Annotated in this window: 24 protein-coding genes and 1 tRNA gene; 16 read left to right on the top strand and 9 right to left on the bottom strand. The window is 64.3% G+C overall.

The window, feature by feature from the left end; genetic code table 11:
- Positions 1–127: 127 nt before the first annotated feature.
- The 4 genes from bamA to rpmE all read left to right on the top strand — a co-directional run bounded on the left by bamA (position 128) and on the right by rpmE (position 4,315).
- Positions 128–2,839, top strand: coding sequence for an outer membrane protein assembly factor BamA (gene bamA / locus LCL94_RS01925; protein WP_224830753.1), 2,712 nt, complete (start codon positions 128–130; stop codon positions 2,837–2,839).
- On the top strand, positions 2,839–3,519 hold the full coding sequence (locus tag LCL94_RS01920; protein WP_224830752.1) for an OmpH family outer membrane protein: 681 nt from the start codon (positions 2,839–2,841) through the stop codon (positions 3,517–3,519). The genes bamA and LCL94_RS01920 overlap by 1 nt, the downstream gene beginning before the upstream one ends.
- 24 nt (positions 3,520–3,543) lie before the next feature.
- Positions 3,544–3,996, top strand: coding sequence for a 3-hydroxyacyl-ACP dehydratase FabZ (gene fabZ, locus LCL94_RS01915; protein ID WP_222554149.1), 453 nt, complete (start codon positions 3,544–3,546; stop codon positions 3,994–3,996).
- 94 nt (positions 3,997–4,090) lie between these two features.
- Positions 4,091–4,315 carry a 50S ribosomal protein L31 gene (gene rpmE, locus LCL94_RS01910; RefSeq protein WP_160607485.1) on the top strand — a complete coding sequence of 75 codons (225 nt, stop codon included), beginning with the start codon at positions 4,091–4,093 and terminating at the stop codon, positions 4,313–4,315.
- 66 nt (positions 4,316–4,381) lie between these two features.
- On the opposite strand, the gene LCL94_RS01905 is transcribed toward rpmE, so the two are convergent.
- The 3 genes from LCL94_RS01905 to LCL94_RS01895 all read right to left on the bottom strand — a co-directional run bounded on the left by LCL94_RS01905 (position 4,382) and on the right by LCL94_RS01895 (position 5,828).
- Complete coding sequence (locus LCL94_RS01905) at positions 4,382–4,699, bottom strand: TraR/DksA family transcriptional regulator (protein ID WP_160607484.1); 318 nt, start codon at positions 4,697–4,699, stop codon at positions 4,382–4,384.
- Between the two features lie 69 nt (positions 4,700–4,768).
- Positions 4,769–5,191, bottom strand: a complete 423-nt coding sequence (locus LCL94_RS01900) for a GFA family protein (protein WP_224830751.1) — start codon at positions 5,189–5,191, stop codon at positions 4,769–4,771.
- Between the two features lies 1 nt (position 5,192).
- A complete protein-coding gene (locus LCL94_RS01895) occupies positions 5,193–5,828 on the bottom strand; it encodes a prolyl hydroxylase family protein (RefSeq protein WP_224830750.1) in 636 nt (211 codons plus the stop codon).
- A 195-nt stretch (positions 5,829–6,023) separates the two neighbouring features.
- Between LCL94_RS01895 and LCL94_RS01890 the strand changes: the two genes are divergently transcribed.
- From LCL94_RS01890 to LCL94_RS01840, 11 genes are all read left to right on the top strand, one after another.
- A tRNA-His gene (locus tag LCL94_RS01890) sits at positions 6,024–6,100 on the top strand.
- 48 nt (positions 6,101–6,148) lie between these two features.
- A complete protein-coding gene (locus LCL94_RS01885; RefSeq protein WP_224830749.1) occupies positions 6,149–7,213 on the top strand; it encodes a Leu/Phe/Val dehydrogenase in 1,065 nt (354 codons plus the stop codon).
- 65 nt (positions 7,214–7,278) lie between these two features.
- Positions 7,279–8,001, top strand: a complete 723-nt coding sequence (ccmC, locus tag LCL94_RS01880) for a heme ABC transporter permease CcmC (protein WP_222554155.1) — start codon at positions 7,279–7,281, stop codon at positions 7,999–8,001.
- A gap of 1 nt (position 8,002) precedes the next feature.
- Positions 8,003–8,143, top strand: coding sequence for a hypothetical protein (locus LCL94_RS01875; RefSeq protein ID WP_224830748.1), 141 nt, complete (start codon positions 8,003–8,005; stop codon positions 8,141–8,143).
- Complete coding sequence (gene ccmE, locus LCL94_RS01870) at positions 8,140–8,601, top strand: cytochrome c maturation protein CcmE (protein ID WP_224830747.1); 462 nt, start codon at positions 8,140–8,142, stop codon at positions 8,599–8,601. Before LCL94_RS01875 ends, ccmE begins: the two co-directional genes overlap by 4 nt.
- Entirely contained in the window at positions 8,598–10,550 is a 1,953-nt protein-coding gene (locus tag LCL94_RS01865; RefSeq protein WP_224830746.1) for a heme lyase CcmF/NrfE family subunit, read from the top strand. Before ccmE ends, LCL94_RS01865 begins: the two co-directional genes overlap by 4 nt.
- Positions 10,550–11,077 carry a DsbE family thiol:disulfide interchange protein gene (locus LCL94_RS01860; protein ID WP_224830745.1) on the top strand — a complete coding sequence of 176 codons (528 nt, stop codon included), beginning with the start codon at positions 10,550–10,552 and terminating at the stop codon, positions 11,075–11,077. The genes LCL94_RS01865 and LCL94_RS01860 overlap by 1 nt, the downstream gene beginning before the upstream one ends.
- A complete protein-coding gene (locus LCL94_RS01855) occupies positions 11,074–11,478 on the top strand; it encodes a cytochrome c-type biogenesis protein (RefSeq protein WP_224830744.1) in 405 nt (134 codons plus the stop codon). The genes LCL94_RS01860 and LCL94_RS01855 overlap by 4 nt, the downstream gene beginning before the upstream one ends.
- A complete protein-coding gene (locus LCL94_RS01850; protein WP_224830743.1) occupies positions 11,451–12,122 on the top strand; it encodes a tetratricopeptide repeat protein in 672 nt (223 codons plus the stop codon). The genes LCL94_RS01855 and LCL94_RS01850 overlap by 28 nt, the downstream gene beginning before the upstream one ends.
- 119 nt (positions 12,123–12,241) lie before the next feature.
- Positions 12,242–14,179, top strand: coding sequence for a potassium transporter Kup (locus tag LCL94_RS01845; protein WP_224830742.1), 1,938 nt, complete (start codon positions 12,242–12,244; stop codon positions 14,177–14,179).
- A gap of 40 nt (positions 14,180–14,219) precedes the next feature.
- The gene (locus LCL94_RS01840) at positions 14,220–14,723 is read left to right on the top strand and encodes a hypothetical protein (RefSeq protein WP_224830741.1); all 504 of its coding nucleotides are present in this window, start codon (positions 14,220–14,222) and stop codon (positions 14,721–14,723) included.
- Here LCL94_RS01840 and LCL94_RS01835 read toward each other — a convergent pair whose 3' ends face one another.
- From LCL94_RS01835 to LCL94_RS01815, 5 genes are read right to left on the bottom strand one after another with little or no spacing between them, the layout of a single operon-like run.
- Positions 14,724–15,368, bottom strand: coding sequence for an inner membrane-spanning protein YciB (locus LCL94_RS01835; protein ID WP_224830740.1), 645 nt, complete (start codon positions 15,366–15,368; stop codon positions 14,724–14,726).
- A complete protein-coding gene (ftsY, locus tag LCL94_RS01830) occupies positions 15,368–16,291 on the bottom strand; it encodes a signal recognition particle-docking protein FtsY (RefSeq protein WP_222554164.1) in 924 nt (307 codons plus the stop codon). The genes LCL94_RS01835 and ftsY overlap by 1 nt, the downstream gene beginning before the upstream one ends.
- Positions 16,288–17,463: a MiaB/RimO family radical SAM methylthiotransferase gene (locus LCL94_RS01825; protein ID WP_224830739.1), complete on the bottom strand. Its 1,176-nt coding sequence runs from the start codon at positions 17,461–17,463 to the stop codon at positions 16,288–16,290. The genes ftsY and LCL94_RS01825 overlap by 4 nt, the downstream gene beginning before the upstream one ends.
- Positions 17,460–18,269 carry a diaminopimelate epimerase gene (dapF, locus tag LCL94_RS01820; RefSeq protein ID WP_224830738.1) on the bottom strand — a complete coding sequence of 270 codons (810 nt, stop codon included), beginning with the start codon at positions 18,267–18,269 and terminating at the stop codon, positions 17,460–17,462. The genes LCL94_RS01825 and dapF overlap by 4 nt, the downstream gene beginning before the upstream one ends.
- Positions 18,270–18,310: 41 nt before the next feature.
- A complete protein-coding gene (locus LCL94_RS01815) occupies positions 18,311–19,954 on the bottom strand; it encodes a putative bifunctional diguanylate cyclase/phosphodiesterase (RefSeq protein ID WP_224830737.1) in 1,644 nt (547 codons plus the stop codon).
- Positions 19,955–20,156: 202 nt separating this feature from the next.
- Between LCL94_RS01815 and LCL94_RS01810 the strand changes: the two genes are divergently transcribed.
- A complete protein-coding gene (locus LCL94_RS01810; protein WP_224830736.1) occupies positions 20,157–20,567 on the top strand; it encodes an EVE domain-containing protein in 411 nt (136 codons plus the stop codon).
- A gap of 7 nt (positions 20,568–20,574) precedes the next feature.
- Here the strand turns inward: LCL94_RS01810 and LCL94_RS01805 are convergent, their stop codons facing one another.
- Positions 20,575–22,245 (bottom strand): thiamine pyrophosphate-binding protein, encoded by a 1,671-nt coding sequence (locus tag LCL94_RS01805; protein ID WP_224830735.1) that lies wholly within the window; start codon positions 22,243–22,245, stop codon positions 20,575–20,577.
- Positions 22,246–22,330: the final 85 nt, after the last annotated feature.

Raw genomic sequence — 22,330 nt, 5'->3', positions numbered from 1 at the left:
ACAGGGCCTTGTGAAGGCGCGTTTGCGGCGTCACACGGCTTGATTGCCTGGCGCGCATGGGGCAGGGGGCCTCCAGACGCTCCGCAAGGCGTCTTTTGTATTTTTGAGGACGGGAACCCCCTTGTCGATGACTGGATTTGCGAACGCCGCGAGCAATAGGAAACCCCACGGCGCGCGTCTCGTCGCCGGACTGCTGGCCGGAACGGTGCTGGCCGGCGTGCCGGTGGTGGCGCTGGCGCAGGACACCCAGGAAGGCGAGCAGGCTGCCCCGCAGTCGATGTTCCGTGAAGACACGGTCCGCTCGATCGCCGTTGCCGGTGCCCAACGTCTCGAACCGCAGACCATCCTGTCCTACATCCGCCTGCGTCCGGGCGATGCCTATACCGCCGCAGCGGGCGACCAGGTCATCAAGGACCTGTCCGCGACCGAACTGTTCTCCACCGTCTCGGTGACGAACAACAACGGCGACGTGGTCATAACCGTGGTCGAGAACCCGGTGATCAACCGCATCATCCTGGAAGGCAACGACCGGATCAAGAACGACAAGATCCTGCCGGAAATCCGCCTCGCGCCGCGCCAGATCTTCACCCGTTCCAAGGTCCGCGCGGACGTTGCGCGCATCATCGAGCTCTACAAGCGCCAGGGCCGCTTCGCCGCCACGGTCGAACCCAAGCTCGTGCAGCTGAGCCAGAACCGCGTCGATATCGTCTTCGAGATCGAGGAAGGTCCCAAGTCGAAGATCCGCCAGATCAACATCATCGGCAACGAGGCGTTTTCGGACGGCAAGCTGCGCGGCGAAATGGTCACCAAGCAGTCGCGCCTGTGGACCTTCTTCAGCTCGAACACGAGCTACGACCCCGACCGCCTGGCCTTCGACCAGCAGCAGCTGCGCACCTTCTACCTGACGCAGGGCTATGCCGACTTTCGCGTTGTTTCCGCCGTCGCCGAGCTGACGCCGGACAAGGAAGACTTCATCATCACCTACGTGGTGGAAGAGGGCGAGCGCTACAAGTTCGGCGACGTAAAGGTCGAAAGCCAGCTGCGCGACTTCGACAGCGACACCATGACCGAGCGTCTGCCGATGCAGAGCGGCGAATGGTACGATGCCGAACGCGTCGAAAACACCGTCGAGCAGCTGACCGAACTGGCCGGCACCTTCGGCTATGCCTTTGCCGACGTTGCGCCGCAGTTCACGCGCAATCAAGAAACCCTGACCATGGACGTGACCTTCGCCATCCGCGAAGCGCCGCGCGTCTATGTCGAGCGTATCGACGTCAACGGTAACACGCTGACGCAGGACAAGGTCGTGCGCCGCGAATTCCGCGTGGCGGAAGGCGATGCCTTCAACAGCCTCGCGATCAAGCGTTCGGAAGCGCGCATCAACTCGCTCGGCTATTTCCAGGAAAACTTCGAAATCGCCCAAGCGGAAGGCAGCGCCCCCGACCGTATCGTGCTCGAAGCCAATATCGAGGAACAGCCGACCGGCGAACTGCAGCTGTCGGCCGGTTTCTCCTCGATCCAGAGCTTCATTCTCGCCGGCTCGATCCGCCAGCGCAACTTCCGCGGCCGAGGCCAGACCATCGGCCTCAGCGTCAACTATTCGCGCTATTCCAAGTCGGCGCAGGTGAGCTTTGCCGAACCCTATGTGTTCGATCGCAACATCTCGCTCGGCGCGGACATCTATCACCGCGAATACGACAACGACTTCTTCGCGACCGATTTCAACCGCTACAAGCAGGCGCAGACCGGCTTCAGCCTGCGCGCCGGCGTGCCGCTTTCGGAATACATGTCGCTCGTGGGCAGCTACACGCTGCAGTATGAAGACGTGTCGATCGGCAGCGGCTTCTTCTCCGACATCGACGGCGACGGCGTACCGGAATGCCAGCAGTCGCGCTTCATCTGCGAGGCGGTCGGCACGCGCACCGTGTCGATCCTCGGCGCGACGCTGAACTTCGACAATCTCGACAGCCGTATCCGTCCCACGCGCGGCGAGCAGATCAGCATCACCGGTGAATTCGCCGGCCTTGGCGGCAATGTGAAGTACCTGCGCATGCGTTCCCGCATGGGCAAGTGGTTCGACCTCGGCAGCGGCCTCATCTTCTCGCTCAATGCCGAAGGCGGCTGGATCCACGCGCTCAGCGAACGTGCGGAGCCCGGCTTCGACGACGTGCGCCTGACCGACCGCTTCTTCCTCGGCGAACCGCAGTTCCGCGGATTCGACATTCGCGGCGTGGGTCCGCGCGTGGTGCGCCTGCAGTATCTCGACGACGACGCCGATCCGACGACGCCGCGCGTGCTCGAGACGATCGAGCAGTTCCGCGAGACCAAGAACCGCGCCTTCGACGATGCGCTGGGTGGTCGTGCCTATTATCTCGCGCGTGCAGAGCTCGAAATTCCGCTGGGCTCGGGCGTGCGCGAAATGGGCATCCGTCCCTCGCTCTGGGTGGACGTAGGATCGCTCTTCGCCATCGATACGCCGCAGCTCGACGATTTCCCGAACAGCTTCCAGCGCAGTGTCGGCGGCCAGCTGGTCTACACCGGTCCGCTGTATGACGAGGACGGCGATCCGCTCCTCGGCACGGATGGCAATCCGATCATTGGCGACACGTTCGACCAGTTCGATGCCGATGGGAACGCCAATGCCGCCTCGATCGAACCGAGCGGCTACTATCGCGAAGTCCTGTTCGGCGACAGCATCAGCCCCCGCATCACCGCGGGTATCGGGGTGAACTGGAACTCGCCCTTCGGGCCGTTCAGGATCGATCTATCCCAGACGATCAAGAAACAGCCGGGTGACGATACCAAGACCATTTCCTTCAATGTAGGAACACAATTCTAATGAAACTGATTTCCAAGACGCTCGCCGCTGCGGGCCTTTCCGCCGCCGCACTGGCCGCCACGCCCGTCGCTGCCCAGGTCAGCGGCAACATCGGCATCGTGAGCGCGCCGGCTGCCATCGCCGCCACCACGGCCCGTGCGACCGCTTACCAGCAGATCTCGACGACCTACGCCTCGCAGATCCAGCAGATCCAGCAGAAGCAGCAGCAGGCCCAGACCCTGCTCCAGCAGCTCGACACCAACAAGGACGGCCAGCTCGACGAAGCCGAGCAGCAGGCTGCCCAGAACACGCCGCAGGCAACCCAGCTGCAGACGCTGGACCGTGAAAGCGCGCAGCTTTCGGCCCAGATCGACAGCGCCCGCGTCTATGCGGTCGAGCAGATCCTCCTGCAGTACAACGCTGCCCTGCAGACCGTCGTCCAGCAGAACAACGTGCAGATCGTCCTAGCGCCCGACGCGGTGGCCTCTTCGGTTCCCGCCGCCAACATGACCGAAAAGGTCGTGGCTGCGCTCAACGCCCGCGTGCCTTCGGTACAGATCACGCCGCCGCAGAACTGGCAGCCCAGCCAGCAGTCGATCGGTGCCTTCCAGCAGGTCCAGCAGATCCTCATGGTCGCTGCGGCCCGCCAGCAGGCTGCCGCTCAGCAGCAGCAACAGCAGCCGCAGCCGACCGGCCGTTAAGCCGACAAGACAGGGAGCAGGGGCATGAGCGAGACCGGTTTCGACGTCGTCGAAGTGCTGAAGCGCCTTCCGCATCGCTATCCCCTGCTGCTTGTCGACCGCGTCAAGGAACTCGTCCCCGACGAGAGCATCCACGCGGTCAAGGCGGTCAGCTTCAACGAAGACTTCTTCCAGGGCCATTTCCCCGGCGCGCCGATCATGCCCGGCGTGCTCCAGATCGAGGCGCTGGCGCAGGCCGCCGGCGTGCTCGCGGTGGAAAGCCTCGGCCTCGCAGGGTCGGGCAAGCTGGTCTATTTCATGGCGATCGAGAACGCCAAGTTCCGCGCGCCAGTCACGCCCGGCGTGCTGCTCGACCTGAAGGCCAGCTTCGTCCAGAAGCGCGCCCGCGTGTGCAAGTTCGCAGGCGAAGCCAGCGTCGACGGCAAGGTAACCTGCGAAGTGCAGTTCACCGCGATGATCGCCGACGCGCCGGAATAGTCTTGCAAATCGGCGCGCGCGGCGCTACCCGCGCGCCTTCTCCACAAACAGCTGGACCGGTCGGAACCGTTCCGAAGCTAGAAGGACGTTTATCATGAAGGCCGAAGGGCACCCCGATTATCACACGATCACGGTCAAGATGACCGATGGTACGGAATTCCAGACGCGCTCGACCTGGGGCAGCGAAGGCGACACGCTGACGCTCGACATCGACCCGACGAGCCACCCGGCCTGGACCGGCGGCAAGCAGCAGATCGCCGAAGGTGGCCGTGTTGCAGCCTTCAACAAGCGTTTCGGCGGCCTTACGCTCAAGAAGTAAGCGTTCCGGCGATCGACAGATCAGGGAAGGGCGGTCCGGTCGGGCCGCCCTTTCTCGTTTGGGAGCCTAGTCGGCGCAGTCGATGCAGCGCGTGGCGATCGGGCGCGCCTCGAGCCGGGCGCGGGCGATGTCCTTGCCGCACTTGGCGCAGGTGCCATAGGTGCCGTTCTCGATCCGCTGCAGGGCGTAGCGGATCTGGACGATCTCGGCGCGAAGCACATCGTCGACGCCTTCCAACGCCTCGTCATCGGCAAGGTCGACCGCCTGCTCGCTCGAATCGGCATCCAGCGGGTGGCGTAGATCGTCCTCGATCACCTCGGCCCGCTCGAGCAGGTCGGCAAGGCGCGTTTTCAGACGGTCCTGCAGGTCGCTGTATTCGGTCATTCCTCGGTCCCTTCACTCTGTCTCGCTTCGCAGGCTAGCTCGAAGGATACCCCAAGGGATTGATCGGGATCAATTTCGGAAGCGTTCGAACCGCAACACGCCGACGTATCCGTATTCGCCGCCGTCACCCGGGTGGTTCTGTCCGTCGAAGATGGGAATCTCCGGCAAATCGTAAATGGTCATACCGTCGATACAGGCCAGGTTGATGCCGTAATGATCGGGTTCGGACCGCAGCTGGTGGAACGGGTGGATCCCGCATTTCGAACAGAAACGGTGCTTCGCCTGCCCGCTGCCGAAGGTGTAGAGGGTGAGCGCGTCCTCGCCCTGCAGAATCTCGCAATCGGCGATCGGCACATCGAGCATGACCACGCCCTTCATGGCGCAGATCGTGCAATTGCACCGCCGGATCACGGGTTCTGCCGGCATGGTGAAGCGAAACCGCACCGTGCCGCAATGGCAACCGCCGTCGTATGTCTTGCCGCCCTCGATCATGTCACCAGCCCCAGGGCCTCTCACGGTACCACTTGGTGATGACGTATTTCACACCGCGCCGCACCTTCATGCCGTGATGGATGGTGTTGGGGTTTTCCCGTCCGTCTGGGCGCCAGTTGTTCCAGCACACCAGCTTGCCGGCTTCGGGCTGGAAGCTCTTGCCGATCGCCTTGAAACGCGTGGCGCCGCCCGCCTCGACATCGTTCAGGTAGACCATGAAGGTCCAGGTCCGCTGGCCCGAGACCGAGCAGAACCTCTCCCAGTCGCGCCCGTCGCGGTTGAAGTAGTCGCAATGCGCCTTGAATTCCTGCCCGACGTCGTAGCGCTGGCCCTGCAGTGGCTCGCCATGCGCGGGATCGATCCCGTTGAGGGCGGCGAAGAGCGCCTCCATCTCGCGCACGGCCGGTTCTTCCGCATCGAGGTCGCAGGTCTCGCTGGTCCGGAAATACCGGTCGTCGCCCGCATCGGCCAAGGTGGAGGGGCGGCGGTCCTTCTCGATCAGGGCGATCAGCTTCGCGCACAGTTCGGGACTGACGAAATCGCGCAGCTGGAAAAGCTCCAGCCGGTCGGTGGGTACGCGCTGCACGCCGGGGCGCGACAAGAGCAGGGAAGCCGAGGATTCGCCGGGTCCGATCATGGCTTTGCACGATAGCTGCGACTGCAAGGCCTGCAAGGGCCTGAAAGATAGTTGCGCAGATGGCCCGCCTGACGCTTTTTCGCTTCCCATTCGAAGCGCATTGTGCAACAGGCACGCGCCGTTGCGGAAGGCGGGTTGACGCCCGTGCGCCCGCGATTATGTGCCGCCTACCCGGCTGCGTTCCGGGGGCGTGTGGCGATCGTAGCTCAGTTGGTTAGAGCGCCGGTTTGTGGTACCGGAGGTCGCGGGTTCGAACCCCGTCGATCGCCCCATTTTCTCCCCATTGCGCAGTCACGTACAACTCCTTGCAGGGGCATGCGATGACGGCTTTCTGGACCGAAGCGGATTACGACGATCACGAGCTGGTGCAGCTCGTACGCGACCGGAAGAGCGGCCTGACGGCGATTATCGCGCTTCATTCCACCCATCTCGGCCCCGGCGCAGGCGGAACGCGCTTCTGGCACTATGCCGAGCCTGCGGATGCCATGCGCGACGCGCTGCGCCTGTCCCGCGGCATGAGCTACAAGAACGCCATGGCCGGCCTGCCCATGGGCGGCGGCAAGGCGGTCATCCTGGCCGGTGCCGACAAGACCAAGACCCCCGAAATGCTCGCAGCCTTCGCGGACGCGGTCGAAGCGCTCGGCGGAAAGTACGTCACGGCCGAAGACGTCGGCATTTCCGAAGCCGACATGGCTGCCGTTGCGCAGCGCACCCAGTATGTTTCCGGCCTCCCGGTCGAGGGCGAAGACGCTGCAGGCGGCGATCCCGGCCCGTTCACTGCGCTCGGCATCTTCCTCGGCATCAAGGCCGCGGTGAAGCACAAGCTGGGCAAGGACAGCGTCGAAGGCGTCCACGTCGCGATCCAGGGCACCGGCAGCGTCGGCGGCGGCGTTGCCCGCCTGCTGGCCCGCGACGGTGCGAAGCTGACCGTGTCCGACATCCACATGGACCGCGCCGAAGCGCTTGCTACCGAAATCGGTGCCGACACCGCAGCGCCGGACGCCATCATGTCGGTTGCCTGCGACGTCTTCAGCCCCAACGCGCTGGGCGCAATCCTCGACGATGCGGGCATTGCCCGTCTCGACTGCAAGGTCGTGGCCGGCGGCGCGAACAACCAGCTGCAGCGGCCCGAACACGGCCCGATGCTGGCCAAGCGCGGAATTCTTTACGCGCCGGACTACGTGATCAACGCCGGCGGCATCATTTCCGTGACGCTCGAATACCTCTGCCGCAACGACAAGGCGCCCTGCGACATCAACGAGGTGCGCAAGCGTATCGCGCTGATCCCGGGCCGTCTGGAACAGATCTGGCAGGAAAGCGACAGCACCGGCGAATCGCCCGACCAGGTTGCCGATCGCATGGCGCAGGCGCTCATCGGTCGCTGAGACCTTCGATCACCCCTTGCGGGGCAGGGCCGCACCTGTAAAAGCGCGAGCGACGGCTCATTATCATGCACGGCTTCGCCAATCCCAAACGGTTCCTCGGTCTGGCTCGGTGGCTCACCCCGCTGCTGCTGGCCCTGGGCCTGTTGCTGACGGGAATCGCGCTGTTCTGGGGCATGACGTCGGTTCCGCCCGACCGCCTGATGGGTGAAACTGTGCGTATCCTCTTCATCCATGTGCCGACCGCGTGGCTGGGCATGGGCGGGTGGAGCGCGATTGCGATTTCCAGCCTCGTTTTCCTCGTCTGGCGCCACCCGCTGGCCGCCATCGCTGCACGCGCCGCTGCCGTGCCTGGACTGGTATTCACCGTGATCTGCCTCGTTACCGGCTCGATCTGGGGCCGCCCGACCTGGGGCACCTGGTGGGTGTGGGACGGGCGGCTGACCAGCATGCTGGTGCTCGCCTTCCTCTACATGGCCTATATCGCGCTCGCCCAGGCGGCGGAGCGTGAAGGCGTTTCGGCGCGCATCCCGGCCATTTTCGGCCTCTTGGGCGCGATCAACATCCCGATCATCAACCGCAGCGTGGTGTGGTGGAACTCGCTCCACCAGCCGCCCAGCATCACCATGGGCAAGAGCGCGATCGACGCGGTCTTCCTGCAGCCACTGCTGCTCGCGGTGCTCGGCTTCTCGCTGATTTTCGGCGGCGTGGTGCTGGCCCGCATGCGCGCACTGCTGGCCGATATCCAGGCCGAAGCACGCCTGCGTCGCCGCGCGATGGAGGCGGACTGACATGCGTGAAGCCTTGGACCAGTGGGATTTCGTGGTCGCCGCCTATGTCGTCGCGGTCACAGGCACGCTCGCCATGATCGCGTGGAGCTGGATCGCAATGAAGCGCGCGGAAAAACGGCGCGAGGAGGCACGGCGCAAGTGAGGGCGAAACACCAGAGGCTGGTCCTGATTGCGCTGGCGCTGGTCGCGCTGGTCGGCGCTGGCCTGCTCGCCGCCTATGCGCTGCGCAACCAGGCGAGCTATTTCTACCTGCCCGAACAAATGGCGGCGAACCCGCCGGAACCGGGCCAGGCAGTACGCCTCGGCGGCATGGTCGAGCCCGGCTCGCTCGAGACGCTGCCGGACGGCGTGACCGTGACCTTTGCCGTCACCGGACGCGAGGATTCGCGCATTCCCGTGCGGTTCGCCGGCATCCTGCCCGACCTCTTCGTCGAAGGTTCGGGCGTGGTCGCGGAAGGCAGGCTGGGGGCGGACGGCACATTCGTGGCCGACAACCTCCTTGCCAAGCACGACGAGAATTACGTGCCGCGCGAACTGGAAGGCATGAGCGAGCACCAGGCCGCCGAAATGGCCGAAGAGACCACGGTCGGCCTCGAATGATTGCAGAACTCGGCCATGCAGCCCTGTGGCTGGCGGCAGCGCTGGCATTGCTCCAGCTCGTCGGCGGGGCGCTGGCGCTGCGCGGGGGCGAGGCGGACGGCATTGCCGGTCTGGCGCGGCCAGCCGCCATGCTGCAGGGCGGTCTCGCCGGTTTTGCCTTCTTTGCGCTTCTCTATGTCTTTGCTGTAACCGACCTGTCGGTGAAGCTTGTCGCGGCGAATTCGCATTCGCTCAAGCCGCTGATTTTCAAGTTGTCGGGTGCATGGGGCAACCATGAAGGCTCGATGCTGCTGTGGGTGACGGTCATGGCGCTGGCCGGCGGCCTGATCGCGGCGGTGGAGCGCCGCCTGCCCGAGAAGACCATGCAGGCCACGCTGGCTGCGCAAGGTTTTGTCGCGCTCGGTTTCTATGGCTTTCTGCTCCTGAGCTCCAACCCGTTCGAGCGGTTGCCGGAACCGGCCATGGAAGGCCTTGGCCTCAATCCGCTGCTGCAGGACATCGGCCTCGCGCTGCATCCGCCGACGCTCTACTTCGGCTATGTCGGCCTGTCGGTCGCCTTCAGCTTTGCCGTGGGCGCCCTGCTGACCCGCTCCGTCACGCCCGATTTTGCCCGCGCCATGCGGCCCTGGGTGCTCGGCGCATGGGTGTTCCTGACGCTCGGCATCACCGCCGGCAGCTACTGGGCCTATTACGAACTCGGCTGGGGCGGCTGGTGGTTCTGGGACCCGGTGGAAAACGCCTCGCTCATGCCGTGGCTGGCAGCGACCGCGCTGCTCCATTCGGTGAGCGTACTGGCCAGCCGCGACGCGCTGCGGGTGTGGACCATCATGCTGGGCGTGGTCGCCTTCTCCATGAGCATGCTCGGCACCTTCCTCGTGCGCTCGGGTGTGTTGACGAGCGTCCATGCCTTTGCGGTCGATCCCGAACGCGGCAGCTTCATCCTTGCACTGCTCGCCATCTATATCGGCGGCGCGCTGCTGCTGTTCGCCCTGCGCGCTTCGTCAATCAGCGAGGGGGAGCGCTTCGCCGTCGCCAGCCGCGAAGGCGCGCTGGTGTTCAACAACGTGATGCTGAGCGCCATTCTGGCGGTGGTGCTGCTCGGAACGCTCTACCCGCTGCTGACCGAGGCCTTCGACGTGCGGGTTTCGGTCGGCCCACCCTATTTCAACCCGGTCTCCGCGATCTTCACCATTCCGATGCTGTTGGTCATGGCAGTGGGCCCGCTGCTGCGCTGGCGCGGGGATAGCTGGGCGCGGATATCGAAGGAACTTGCGCTGATTGCCGCCTTGGTGATCGCAGGCCTCATCTTCTTCGCCCTGTTCGAAGGCGGCGCGCTGCTCCCGCTGCTGGGGCTAGCCATTGCGGTAATGCTGGCAGTGGCGAGTTTCCTGCCGCTGAGGGGGCGCAATCTCAAGCGCCTTCCCATTGCCGTTTGGGGCATGGTCGTCGCCCACTTCGGAATCGCGGTCGCATTGTTCGGCATGGCGAGCGAAAGCGCCTTCTCGACCGAGCGGCTCGCCGCGCTGGAAGTGGGGCAATCGGCCACGGTCGGTCCGTGGGAAGTCGAGCTTGCATCGGTTCAACCTGTTGCAGGGCCGAACTGGACCGCGATCGAGGGCCGAATGCTTGCCAGCTACAAGGGCGGGGAAGCCCAGCCGATCGCACCCCAATCGCGCAATTTCTGGGCTCCGGCGCAGCAGACGACGGAAAGCGTGCTGCTGACCCGCTGGAACGGGCAGCTTTATGCGGTGATGGGTAACGAGGCGAATGATGGCCGCTGGCAGCTCAGGCTCTGGTGGAAGCCCTTCGTGACTTTCATCTGGTACGGCGGGATGTTGATCGCGCTGGGCGGCGTTCTCGCCATTATCGGCAGGGTGCAGCAGGACCTCAAACGGCGCTCGATCCGGCGCAAGGGCGCGGTTCGCCGCGCGGACATGGAGACGGTGTGATGGGCTGGCGCATGTGGCTCCCCCTGATGGTCTTCGCCCTGTTCCTGGGGCTGGCGGCCTACCAGCTCACCCAGCCGAAGGACGAATTCGTCGAGAGCCGCATGATCGGCCAGTCGCTGCCCTATTTCGATCTTCCCGCAGCCACCGAAGAATTGCCCGGCGTCAGCAGCAAGGATTTCGCCGACGGCAAGCCCCGCCTGCTCAATATCTGGGCCAGCTGGTGCCTTCCCTGCATCGCCGAGGCGCCCCAGCTCGAAGCTCTGAAGGAACAGGGCGCGGACATCGTCGGCGTTGCCATCCGCGACGATCCGGCAGACGTCGCCGAATTCCTCGCGCGCCATGGGAATCCCTATTCGCGCATCGGAAGAGACGACCTGTCCGAAGTGCAGCTTGGCATCGGGTCTTCCGGCGTGCCGGAAACCTTCGTGATCGATGGCAAGGGCACGATCACCTACCAGCACATCGGCGATATCCGTGCAGACGACGTACCGGTCCTGCTCGAGAAGCTGCGCGAGGCGGGGCAATGAAGGGGCTGCTCGCCCTCTTGCTGGCGGCCATGGCCATGCCGATTGTCGCGCAGGGCAATGCGCCGCCTGCGCCCTATGCCTATCGCCAGCTTGACGATCCGGCGAAGGAAGCCGCTGCGCAGGAACTCATGGAGACGCTGCGCTGCCTCAAGTGCCAGTCGCAGTCGATTGCGGACAGCGATGCGCCGATGGCGGGCGACATGCGCCACCAGGTCCGAATCCGGATTGCCGCGGGTGAGAACCCGGAGGACATCCGGTCCTGGCTCATGCAGCGCTACGGCGATTACGTGAGCTATGCGCCGGTCGTCAGCGCGCGCACCTGGCCGCTCTATGCGTTGCCGGTCGTGTTCCTGCTTATCGTCGGCGCGATCCTATGGCGCCGCTTCCGGAGGCGCGCATGAGCTGGTTGCCGATCATTGGTCTGGCGCTTGTCGTCTTCGTAGTCGCGGCATCCCTGCTGAAGTTGCCGCGCGCCTCGTGGACGATCCTTGGCGCCGCGCTTCTGTTCGGCCTTGCCGGCTATGCGATCGAGGGATCGCCGGGGCAGGCCGGCTCCCCCAAGGACGCAGCGCGCATGCAGGCCGAGAGCGGCGAACTCATCGTTGCAGCCCGGCGCGAGTTCTTCGGGAAGGGACAACTGCCGAGTCGCTGGGTCGTGACTGCGGATGGTTTCGCCCGCCGCGGCGATTTCACGCAGGCTTCCGGCCTTTATTCAAACGCCACCGAAGAAAACCCCGCCGATACCGAGGCCTGGCTCGGCCTCGGCATAGCACTCGTGGAGCATGCCGAGGGCAATCTGACGCCCGCAGCCCTGCACGCTTTCGAGAAAGCGGCTCAGCTTTCGCCCGAGAATGGCGGCGCACGCTATTTTCTCGGCCTAGCATGGCTGCGCGCGGGCGAAGTGGGCAGGACGCGCGATCTCTGGGCCGAAGCGCTCAAGGCTGCACCTGCCGATGCCGAGTGGCGCGAGTTGCTCGCCCTGCGCCTGGAAAGGCTCGATGCGCTCATCGAAATGGCGCGGGAACAGGGCGATACCGCTCCGTGACAGGCGCTATGCTCGCCATTGCGGGCGATGCGCAGCGGTGCTAAGCGCCGCGACCTTGCGAGGGGCACGGGCCCTTCGGGACAGGCAGACCATCTGATGCAGCCGGACACCATCTTCCCATGAGCGATAGCGCAACCGTAGGCGATACGGCCCCCGAGGGCGCGTCCGGCCAGCATGGCCACGGCCATGGCGCGTCGCGCACTGCCCTGGCGGTGGGTGCGATCGGCGTCGTGTTCGGCGACATCGGCACCAGTCCGCTCTACGCCTTCCGCGAAACCTTTTCCGGCGCGGTCGATATCGCGATCGACCGCATGCACGTGCTGGGTGTCGTCAGTCTCATTTTCTGGTCCATGACGATCGTCGTCGCGCTCCAGTACGTCACGATCCTCATGCGCGCCGACAACAAGGGGCAGGGCGGAAGCCTCGCCCTGATCGCGCTGATCAGCCGGCACATCGGGCAATCGAGCTACGGCTGGCTGGTCGTCTTGCTGGGGGTCTTTGCAACCTCGCTGTTCTACGGGGACAGCATGATTACCCCGGCTATCTCCGTCCTTTCGGCGGTGGAAGGCCTGACGGTGGTCGACCACAGGCTCGATCCGCTGGTTATCCCGATCGCACTTGTCCTGCTGGTACTCCTGTTCCTCTTGCAAAGCCGCGGCACCGCCAAGGTCGGGGCGCTGTTTGCGCCTGTGATGATCATCTATTTCATCACGCTGGCGGGCCTCGGTCTCAACCAGATTCTCAAGAACCCCGATATCCTCTGGGCGCTCAATCCGTACTACGCCTTCATGTTCTTCGTGACCGACGGGGTCATCGCCTTCCTCGCCCTCGGCGCTGTGGTGCTGGCGGTGACGGGCGCAGAAGCGCTGTATTCGGACATGGGGCATTTCGGTCGCGGACCCATGCGCCTCTCGTGGTTCGGTTTTGTCATGCCGTGCCTGCTGCTGAACTATTTCGGGCAGGGAGCGATGATCGCCGGCCTTGCACCCGAACAGGCGGCAGAGGTGGTGAAGAACCCGTTCTTCCTGCTGGCGAGCGAGGAATACCGACTGCCGCTGGTTATTCTTGCGACCATGGCGACCTTTATCGCGAGCCAGGCGGTTATTTCGGGCGCGTTCTCGATCACGCACCAGGCGATGCAACTCGGCTTCATGCCGCGCCTGTCGATCCGCCACACGAGCGAGACCGAGGCGGGCCAGATCTACATCCCGATCATCAACTGGGCACTGATGGTGGCCGTGATCGTGCTGGTGCTGACCTTCCAGACCTCCTCCAACCTTGCCGCAGCGTATGGCATCGCGGTTACCGGCGCGGTGACTATCGACACTATTCTGATGGGTGTCCTGTTCGTGGGTGTATGGAAGTGGAAATGGTGGGTCGCTCTGCCGATCGTGCTGTTCTTCCTCATTGTCGATGGCGCCTACTTCGCTGCGAACCTCGTGAAGGTGCCTGATGGCGGCTGGTTCCCGCTGGTCGTCGGACTTGTCGCCTTCACCTTGCTGACCACTTGGGCCAAGGGTCGCAAGCTGATGCGCGACCGTATGAGCGAGACCGCGCTGCCGATCGAAATCTTTGCCAAGAGCGCGAAGAATTCGGCCACCCGCGTTCCGGGCACGGCGATCTTCATGGCCAGCCAGACCGCGGGTGTGCCTTCGGCGCTGCTCCACAATATCAAACACAACAAGGTGCTCCACGAACGCGTGGTCATCCTGACCGTGCTGATCGACGACACGCCCTATGTCGATGCGGAACACCGCTGCGAAATCCATGACCTTGGCGACGGTTTTTACCGCGCGGTCCTCCATTACGGCTTCATGCAGGAAACCGATGTCCCGCAGGGGCTGAAAGAGATGGAGCGCTGCGGCGGCAAGTTCGACATGATGCACACCAGCTTCTTCCTCAGTCGCCAGACGCTTCTCGCCAGCGACAAGCCGGGCATGCCGATCTGGCGCGAGAAGATCTTCGCCTGGATGCTCAGGAACGCGGCGACCGCGATGGACTTCTTCCGCCTGCCGACCAATCGCGTGGTGGAACTGGGGAGCCAGGTCGAGATCTAGCCAATCAGGAACGACCGCTCCGCCCGTTCATAATTCAGGCATGAAGGAGTTTGTCACCTGTTACCGCTGGCCGTTGGCCACCTTCCTGCTTGCCGCGTTTCTGGGATACGGTGCGCGGTCCGCTATCGGCCGTGTCTACAGCGCCGCAGAGGCCGTGGACCTTCTCAACGCCCTGTCGCGCGCCGGCCTTTATCTCGGTTCGGCCATCGCCACGGCATCGGCCACGATCATTGCCCTGATGCTGACGCTGGTCGGGATGATCCGCCGCATGGACGAGGATTTCGACCATTCCGCCTATCGTGATGTGGCAATGGTCGGGCGGCTATCGGCGCTTACCTTGCTGGTCTCGCTATTCCTGCTGATGGCGTTCGCGCTGCCCATCGGCGAATTCGAGGAACTGCCGCCCGCTTGGTTCAAGAACGTCTATGACGGCCTATTCGCCGGAACCGTGCTGATGGTCGGCCTGTCGGCCGCCACGGTGGTGCTGATCTACACCACGCTGATGCGGGTGATGATCAAGATCACGCCGGGAGACGATGTCTGATCAGCCGGTCGGCGGTTCGTCCTGCATCACCTCGTCCGTATCCTCGAACGAAAGGCCGTGACGCAGCAGCATCGGGACCTGCGTGAAAGTGAACAGGAAGCTGAGCGGCAGGAACACCCACAGCTTCGCCCAGAGCCAGCCTTCGAAACTCATGGTTCGCACCAGCACCTCGTTGAGCGCGGCGAGAGCGAAGAAGAAGATGCCCCAGTTGCGCGACAGCTTCATCCAGCCTTCGTGCGTCACGCCCTCGAAGGCAGCGCCCAGCAAGACCTGCAACCACGCCCTATCGCGCAGCCAGCCGATCATCAGGACAACACCGAACAGGACGTAGATCGCGGTCGGCTTGAACTGGATGAAACGTTCGTCGCGCAGCCAGATGGTCAGTGCGCCGAAACCGACGATCAGCGTGGTGGAGAGGATCAGCATCGGGCTGACCTTGCCGAACTTCCACTTGCTGAACGCTAGGGCGATGACGGCAGCTACCATGAAGGCCACCGTGCCGTAGATCACCGCCGCAATCTCGCCGAAAGTGGAATCGGATGGCGGCTGGTAGAACTTGTAGACTCCGAGGAAGACCAGCAGCGGGCCATAGTCGACCAGCGTGTGCAACCATCCGGTGGGTTTCTTCTCGCTCGTCTCGGCCATCAGGCAATCCCCGCGATGACGCGCGCGACAAGGTCAGGGTCGAACGGGCGCAGGTCGTCGATCTTTTCGCCCACGCCGATGGCATGGATGGGCAGGCCGTATTGCTCGGCAGCCTGCACCAGCACGCCGCCGCGGGCCGTGCCGTCGAGCTTCGTCATGACCAGGCCGGTGACACCGGCGACTTCCTTGAAGACATCGATCTGCGAAAGCGCATTCTGCCCGTTGGTCGCATCGAGTACCAGCACCACGTCGTGCGGCGCTTCGGGGTTGAGACGGCCGAGGACTTTGCGGATCTTTGCCAGCTCGTCCATCAGCTCGCGCTTGTTCTGCAGGCGTCCGGCAGTGTCGACGATCAGGACGTCGGTGCCGATTTCCGTGCCCTTCTTGACCGCGTCGAACACGATCGAGGCAGGGTCACCGCCTTCGGGGCCGCGCACGATCGGCACGTCGACCCGGTCGGCCCAAGTCTGGAGCTGGCCGATGGCCGCCGCTCGGAAAGTATCGCCTGCCGCCAGCATGACGGCATAATCGTCTTCCTTGAACAGGTGGGCCAGCTTGGCGATGGTCGTGGTCTTGCCGCTGCCATTGACGCCGATCACCAGCACGACCTGCGGGCGCGGGAAGGCCGTGATTTCGAGCGGTTTGGCAACAGGGCGCAGGATGGCGGCGATTTCCTCTGCCACCGCTTCCTTCAGTTCCTGCGCGCTGATTTCGAGGCCGAAGCGCTTGTCCTTGAGCTTGGCGCGGATGCGCGCAGCAGCACTCGGGCCGAGGTCCGACATGATCAGCGCATCTTCGACATCGTCGAGCGTGGCATCATCGAGCCGCGCCTTGCTGACCACCTCGGTGAGGTTCTCGCTCAGGCGTTCCGACGTCTTCTTGAAGCCGCCGAACAGGCGCTCGGTCCAGCTGGGTTTACTCATACCAGGAGGTCGTCCTCGATAGTCTTGGGGGCGATCGTCACGATCCGCCCGGCCTCTGTACCCGCAGGCATGCGAACCCGCGCGAAGTTTTGCGAATAGCCCGTCCCGTCGCGTTCGGCGAGGACGGACAGCGGCTTATCGACGAGCGTTGCCAGCCACTCTGCGCGCACCTTGGCGACGGCTGCGCGCAGTTCGCCGGCGCGGCGCTTGACCACCTCGCGCTCGACCTGCGGCATGCGCGCAGCAGGGGTGCCGGGGCGGGGCGAGTAGGGGAAGATGTGCCCGTGTACGATGCCGAGTTCTTCGATGATCGAATGGGTTGCCGCGTGATGTTCCCCTGTCTCGGTCGGGAAACCGGCGATGAGGTCGGCACCGATAGCGATGTCGGTTCGGCGCTGCTTGAGGTTTGCCACCAACTGGACGGCATCGGCGCGGCTGTGCCGGCGCTTCATGCGCTTCAGGATGAGATCGTGGCCGTGCTGCAGCGAGAGATGGAGATGCGGCATGAGGCGGCGCTCGGTCGCGAACAGATCGAACAGCTCCTCGTCCACCTCGATGCCGTCGAGCGAGGACATGCGCAGGCGCGGCAATTCGGGAAAGCGGTCGAGTACGGTGCGCACCATCGCGCCAAGCGCAGGGCGGCCGGGCAGGTCGTGACCCCATGAAGTCACATCGACGCCGGTCAGGACGACCTCCTGCGCGCCTTCCGAAACATGGCGCGCCACTTCCGCGACCACTTCGTCCACGGACAGCGAGCGGCTGGTTCCGCGTCCCTGTGGGATGACGCAGAAGGTGCAGGCATGATCGCAGCCGTTCTGGACCGCAACGAAGGCGCGGGTGCGGCGCTTGGCTACCGGCGGCGGTGATTGCGGGACGTTCCAGGCGCGCGGGTCGAGCTTGGCGGTATTGGCGACAAGGCCGTCGACCTCCGGCATTGCGGCGATGGCTTCGCGCTCCACCTCGGCGGCGCAACCGGTGACGATGAGGCGGGCATCCGGATTGGCGCGGCGCGCACGGCGGATGGCCTGGCGCGTCTGACGCACGGCCTCGCTGGTCACGGCGCAGCTGTTGACGACGACGAGGTCGTTCTCGCCCGCCAGCATGGCGCGGATACGTTCGCTTTCGGAGAGGTTCAGGCGGCAACCTAGCGAGACGACTTGCGGCGCATTCATGCGTAGTCGGCCCATTCGAAGCTGCCGCGGAAGCTTTCGGTCGCAGGACCCGTCATGTGGATGCTGCCACCTTCGCTCCATTCGATCTGGAGATCGCCGCCGGGCAGGGTCACCGTGACCATGGGCTCGACAAGGCGGCGGCGCATGGCGTGGACTGCCGTGGCGCAGGCACCGGTGCCGCAGGCCAAGGTGAGGCCGGCACCCCGTTCCCATACCCGCAGGCGAATGTGGTCGGGTGCCAAGATGGTGGCCACATTGACGTTCACGCGTTCGGGAAACAGCGGGTCGTTCTCGATCTCGGGGCCGAGGCGATCGAGCGGGACGGCATCGGTATCGTCGGCGAAGAAGATCACGTGCGGATTGCCCACGTTCACCGCGCCTGGGTTTTCCAGCATATCCCAGCCGACCGGCATGGACAGCGTGTCCATTGGGTAAGCGAGAGGGATCGCTCCCCAGTCGAAGCGCGGCACGCCCATGTCCACGCTCGCCCCGCCTTGGGTAGGTGAAGCCAGCAGCAGGCCGCCGGCGGTGGCGATCCGGGCTTCCTTGCCGTGGAGCATGGCAACGGCGCGGGTCGCATTGCCGCAGGCGCCGACTTCGCTGCCGTCATGGTTGAAGATGCGCATTGCGAAGTCTGCATCCGCGCTCGGCGCGAGAAGAATAAGCTGGTCGCAGCCGATACCGGTGAAGCGGTCGGCCAGTCGGCGCACCGTGTCGCCGGTCAGTTCGGGCAGGTCATCGACGCGCGCATCCAGCACGACGAAGTCGTTGCCGAGGCCGTGCATCTTGATGAAGGGAACGCGCATTATGGCGCGCATCTATGCCCTCGCGGGCCCAGCGTCCAGTATCAGCCCGCGCGCTGGTCTGCCGAAGGATTGTCGCTGCGCTTCTCGCGCTGCTCGGCAAGGTCCACCACCTGCTCGGGCGGGCCGGCAAGCAGACCGTGATCGGCAAGCCGTTCGCGAACCTTGTTGGCCGGTTCGGGGCGGCCGTAGTGATACCCTTGGCCTTTCATCTTGCCGAGCCTCTTCAGGGCCTCGAGGATCGTCTCGTTCTCGATGCCTTCGGCAGTGATCGGCAGTTTCAGACCATCGCTCATCGCTACTATGGCATTGACCAGCGCATCGCCGTTTTCCTGCTGGCGCAGTTCGCCGATGAAGCTGCGGTCGATCTTGAGCCGGTCGAAAGGCAGGCTGCGCAGCTGCGAGAGGCTGGAATAGCCCGTCCCGAAATCGTCGAGGCTGACGTGCACGCCCTGGTTGCGCAGGCTGGTAATCATCGAACGGACCATGCCGACATTTTCGTGCAGGCAGGTTTCGGTGATCTCGATGTCGAGTCGGTTGGGCGGGAAGCGGTGCGCCACCAGAAGCTTGAGGATTTTCTGCGCAAACCACGGATCGCGCATCTGCACGGGCGAAATATTGACCGACAGGGTCAGTTCCGGATCCCATTCCTTCGCATCTTCGAAAGCCTGCGCGATGAGATTTTCGGACAGTTCGCCGATGGCACCGATTTCCTCGGCGATCGGGATGAAGATATCGGGACCGACCACGCCCAGTTCGGGCGATTCCCAGCGGGCCAGCATCTCGAATCCGACCAGCTTGTCGGTCTCCAGATCGATCTGCTGTTCGTAGTAAGGAACGAATTCCCCGTTCGCGATACCTGCACGGATGCCAGCCTCCAGCTTGTTCCGGAAACGCAGCTCGTTCTCCATCGGCGCTTCGAACCAGTAGTAGCGGTTCTTGCCCTGCTTCTTGGCGTGATACATGGCGATGTCCGCCTTATGCATCAGGTCCTGGGCCGCGCTGTCCGCCGCCAGTTCCTCGTCCAGGTGAATGGAGCTGGCGATGCCGATCGACACCGTAACGTCGAGCGATACGCCTTCATGGGAGACGGAGGTCGCCACGGCTTCGATCATGCGGGTCGCGAGGTGTTCGATCCGGTCCGCGACATTCACGTAATAGGGCACGACGCAGAGGAATTCGTCGCCTCCGATACGGGCCAGCACACCGCCGGCCGGCAAAGTACGCTCGATCCGCTGGGCCGTGGCGCGCAGTACTGCGTCTCCCGCCATGTGGCCGTTGAGGTCGTTCACCTGCTTGAAGTTGTCGAGGTCGACCGCGATGGCGGCAAGTGCCCGTTCATTGCTGCATTCGGTCTTGAGCAGGACCGCGAGACGGTCCGCGAAACTGCGCCGGTTCAGGCAGCCTGTGAGGTCGTCGATTTCTGCAAGGCGGCGGGCTTCCTGTTCGGACTTGCGGCGTGCGACCAGTTCGGTGTTCAGCGCCTTGTAGCGATGCCAGCCGAGCAGGATCAGCGCAATATTGAGGATCAGCGCATTGGTCAGAATGATGTCCGGTCCGCCTGCGCTTCCGGTCCAGGTCTTGAAGACATTGGGCAGGGCAACGCCTGCCGTACCGACGAACAGGATCATCGCGGCAAAGGCGATGCCGCGCGTCAGCAGGTCGTGCGAAGCTTTGGGTAGCCGCACTTTCGCTTCTTTTTCAGTCCGTTCCCTGGTGGGTTCCTGGCCCAAATTGTCCCCCGCGACACGCTTGTCAGTAGGCTGTTTCTAGAGGGGGATGTCTAAGAAGCGGTTAACCCCGCGAGGTGCCTGTGGAGGGGGTTCTGGCCATGCCGCGAAGCTCGCGCTAGGGCGTCGCGGCAAGCAAGCACGAAGGAGATTTCCGCACATGGCCCGCTACTGGCTGATGAAGTCCGAACCGTTCAAATACAGCTGGGACGATCTCGTCGCGGAAGGCGAGGGAACCTGGGACGGCGTGCGCAATCACCGGGCCAAGAACAACCTTGCCGCGATGGAGGTGGGCGACCAGGCCTTCTTCTACCATTCGCGCGAAGGGCTGGAGATTGTCGGCATCTGCGAGGTCAGCGTTGCCGGAATCACGGATCCCACCGACCCGGAAGGCAAGTGGGCTGCGGTCAAGGTCAAGCCCAAGACCAAGCTGCCGCATGCCGTCACGCTCAAGCAGATCAAGGCCGAACCCCAGCTCGAAAATTGCGAGCTGGTGAAGCTCTCGCGCCTGTCGGTCGCAGAAATTACTCCTGCCGAATGGTCGGTGATCTGCTCGATGGCAGGTATCTGACCGGCGACTAGCCCCTGCTGCGCAAACCGCTGACGGTTGCGCCGCTTGCAGCAAGCTGTTCGACTTCGATCACGCAGTGGATCAGCCGCAGGCCGCTTCGGCCCTGCGCCGCGACGAGCGCGTCCCTGAATTCCTGCGTCGTTTCGGCGCGGGCGGACCAACCGCCATAGGCCGAGGCAAGCGCCGCGAAGTCAGGGTTGGCGAGGCGCGTGCCGCTGATCCGCTCGTCCCCTGGAAATTCGCGTTCCTGGTGCATACGGATCGTACCGTAAGCGCCGTTGTCGACCACGATCACGAGGAGATCGGCTCCGTGCTGCACGACCGTGGCGAGTTCCTGGCCGTTCATCAGGAAGTCGCCGTCTCCGGCAACAGCCACGACCGTGCGGTCCTTGTGGCGTAGCGCGGCAGCAACGGCCGCAGGCACGCCGTAGCCCATCGCGCCGCAGGTCGGTGCGAGCTGGCTGGGATAGCCTTCGTACCGCCAATAGCGGTGCCACCAGCCGGCGAAATTGCCGGCGCCGTTACAGATGATGCTGTCGGCAGGAAGCGTGTCGCGCATGAATTGCACACAGGATGCCATGTCGAGTGCATATTCGCCGGGCTTCGCGGTCGCCCAGGCCTGCCATTCGGCATTCGCTTCGGCACCGGCATCGAAATCGATGACGGAGCCGTCGTCCCACAGCGCTGCACTTTCTGCGAACTCGTCCATCTCGGCGCAAATGGCGAGATCGGCGGGGTATACGCGGTTAAGCTCGTTGGGATCGGGATGGACGTGCACCAGCTTGCGATCCTCGGCAATCAGCGGCGGGACCGTATAGCCATCGGTGGTCGCTTCACCGAGGCGGGCGCCCACCGCCAGGATGAGGTCGGCATTCTTCACCCGCTCGACCAGCTTGGGGTTGGGACCGTAACCCAGCGCACCGGCATAGACGCGGCTCGACGGCGATATCGCATCCTGCCGCCGGAAGGCGGTGGCGACCGGGATGCCGATCCGTTCGGCAAAGAGCTGGAAATGCTCGCGCGCCTTCGCATTCCAGCCCGCACCGCCGATGATGGCGACTGGCGCTGCGGCATCGGCGATGAGGTCCATCATTGCCCGCATGGCGTCGGGGCAGGGGGCCTGAGCCGGACGTTCGACCCGCTTGCGCGGGCGGGCAGGGGTCTCGTGGCTCAGCATGTCTTCCGGCAGGGCAAGCACGACGGGGCCGGGACGTCCGGAGATAGCCGTGGCGTAGGCGCGCGCCACGTATTCGGGGATGCGATCGGCGGAATCGATCCGAGCGGCCCACTTGGCGATGGGGCCGAAGAAGGCGGCAAAGTCGACTTCCTGGAAGCCTTCGCGGTCGCGCATGCCCGAATCGACATCGCCCACGAACATGATCATCGGCTGCGAATCCTGCATGGCGACATGGACGCCGATGCTGGCATTGGTCGCGCCCGGACCGCGGGTCACGAAAGCGACACCGGGCCTGCCGGTCATCGCGCCGTCGGCGCATGCCATCATCGCGACCCCGCCTTCCTGGCGGCAGGTTACGAGATCGATGGAATCCTGCCCTGCCAGCGCATCAAGCACCTGCAGGAAGCTTTCGCCGGGCACGGTGAAGATACGCTCGCACCCCTGTTCGGTCAGGCAGTCGACGAGCAGCTTGGCGGCGGCGGGAGTGGGGCGAGTGGTCATGGCTGACGCGGTTAGCGCCCGGCGCTGACCTGCGCAATCGCGCCGGCAATTCTTGCGCTTTATCCTCACCGGAAAGGCTTAATGT

The sequence above is a fragment of the Qipengyuania gaetbuli genome, from assembly GCF_020171365.1.
GTDB lineage: Bacteria > Pseudomonadota > Alphaproteobacteria > Sphingomonadales > Sphingomonadaceae > Qipengyuania > Qipengyuania gaetbuli_B.
This window is presented reverse-complemented; position numbering and strand designations above follow the sequence as displayed.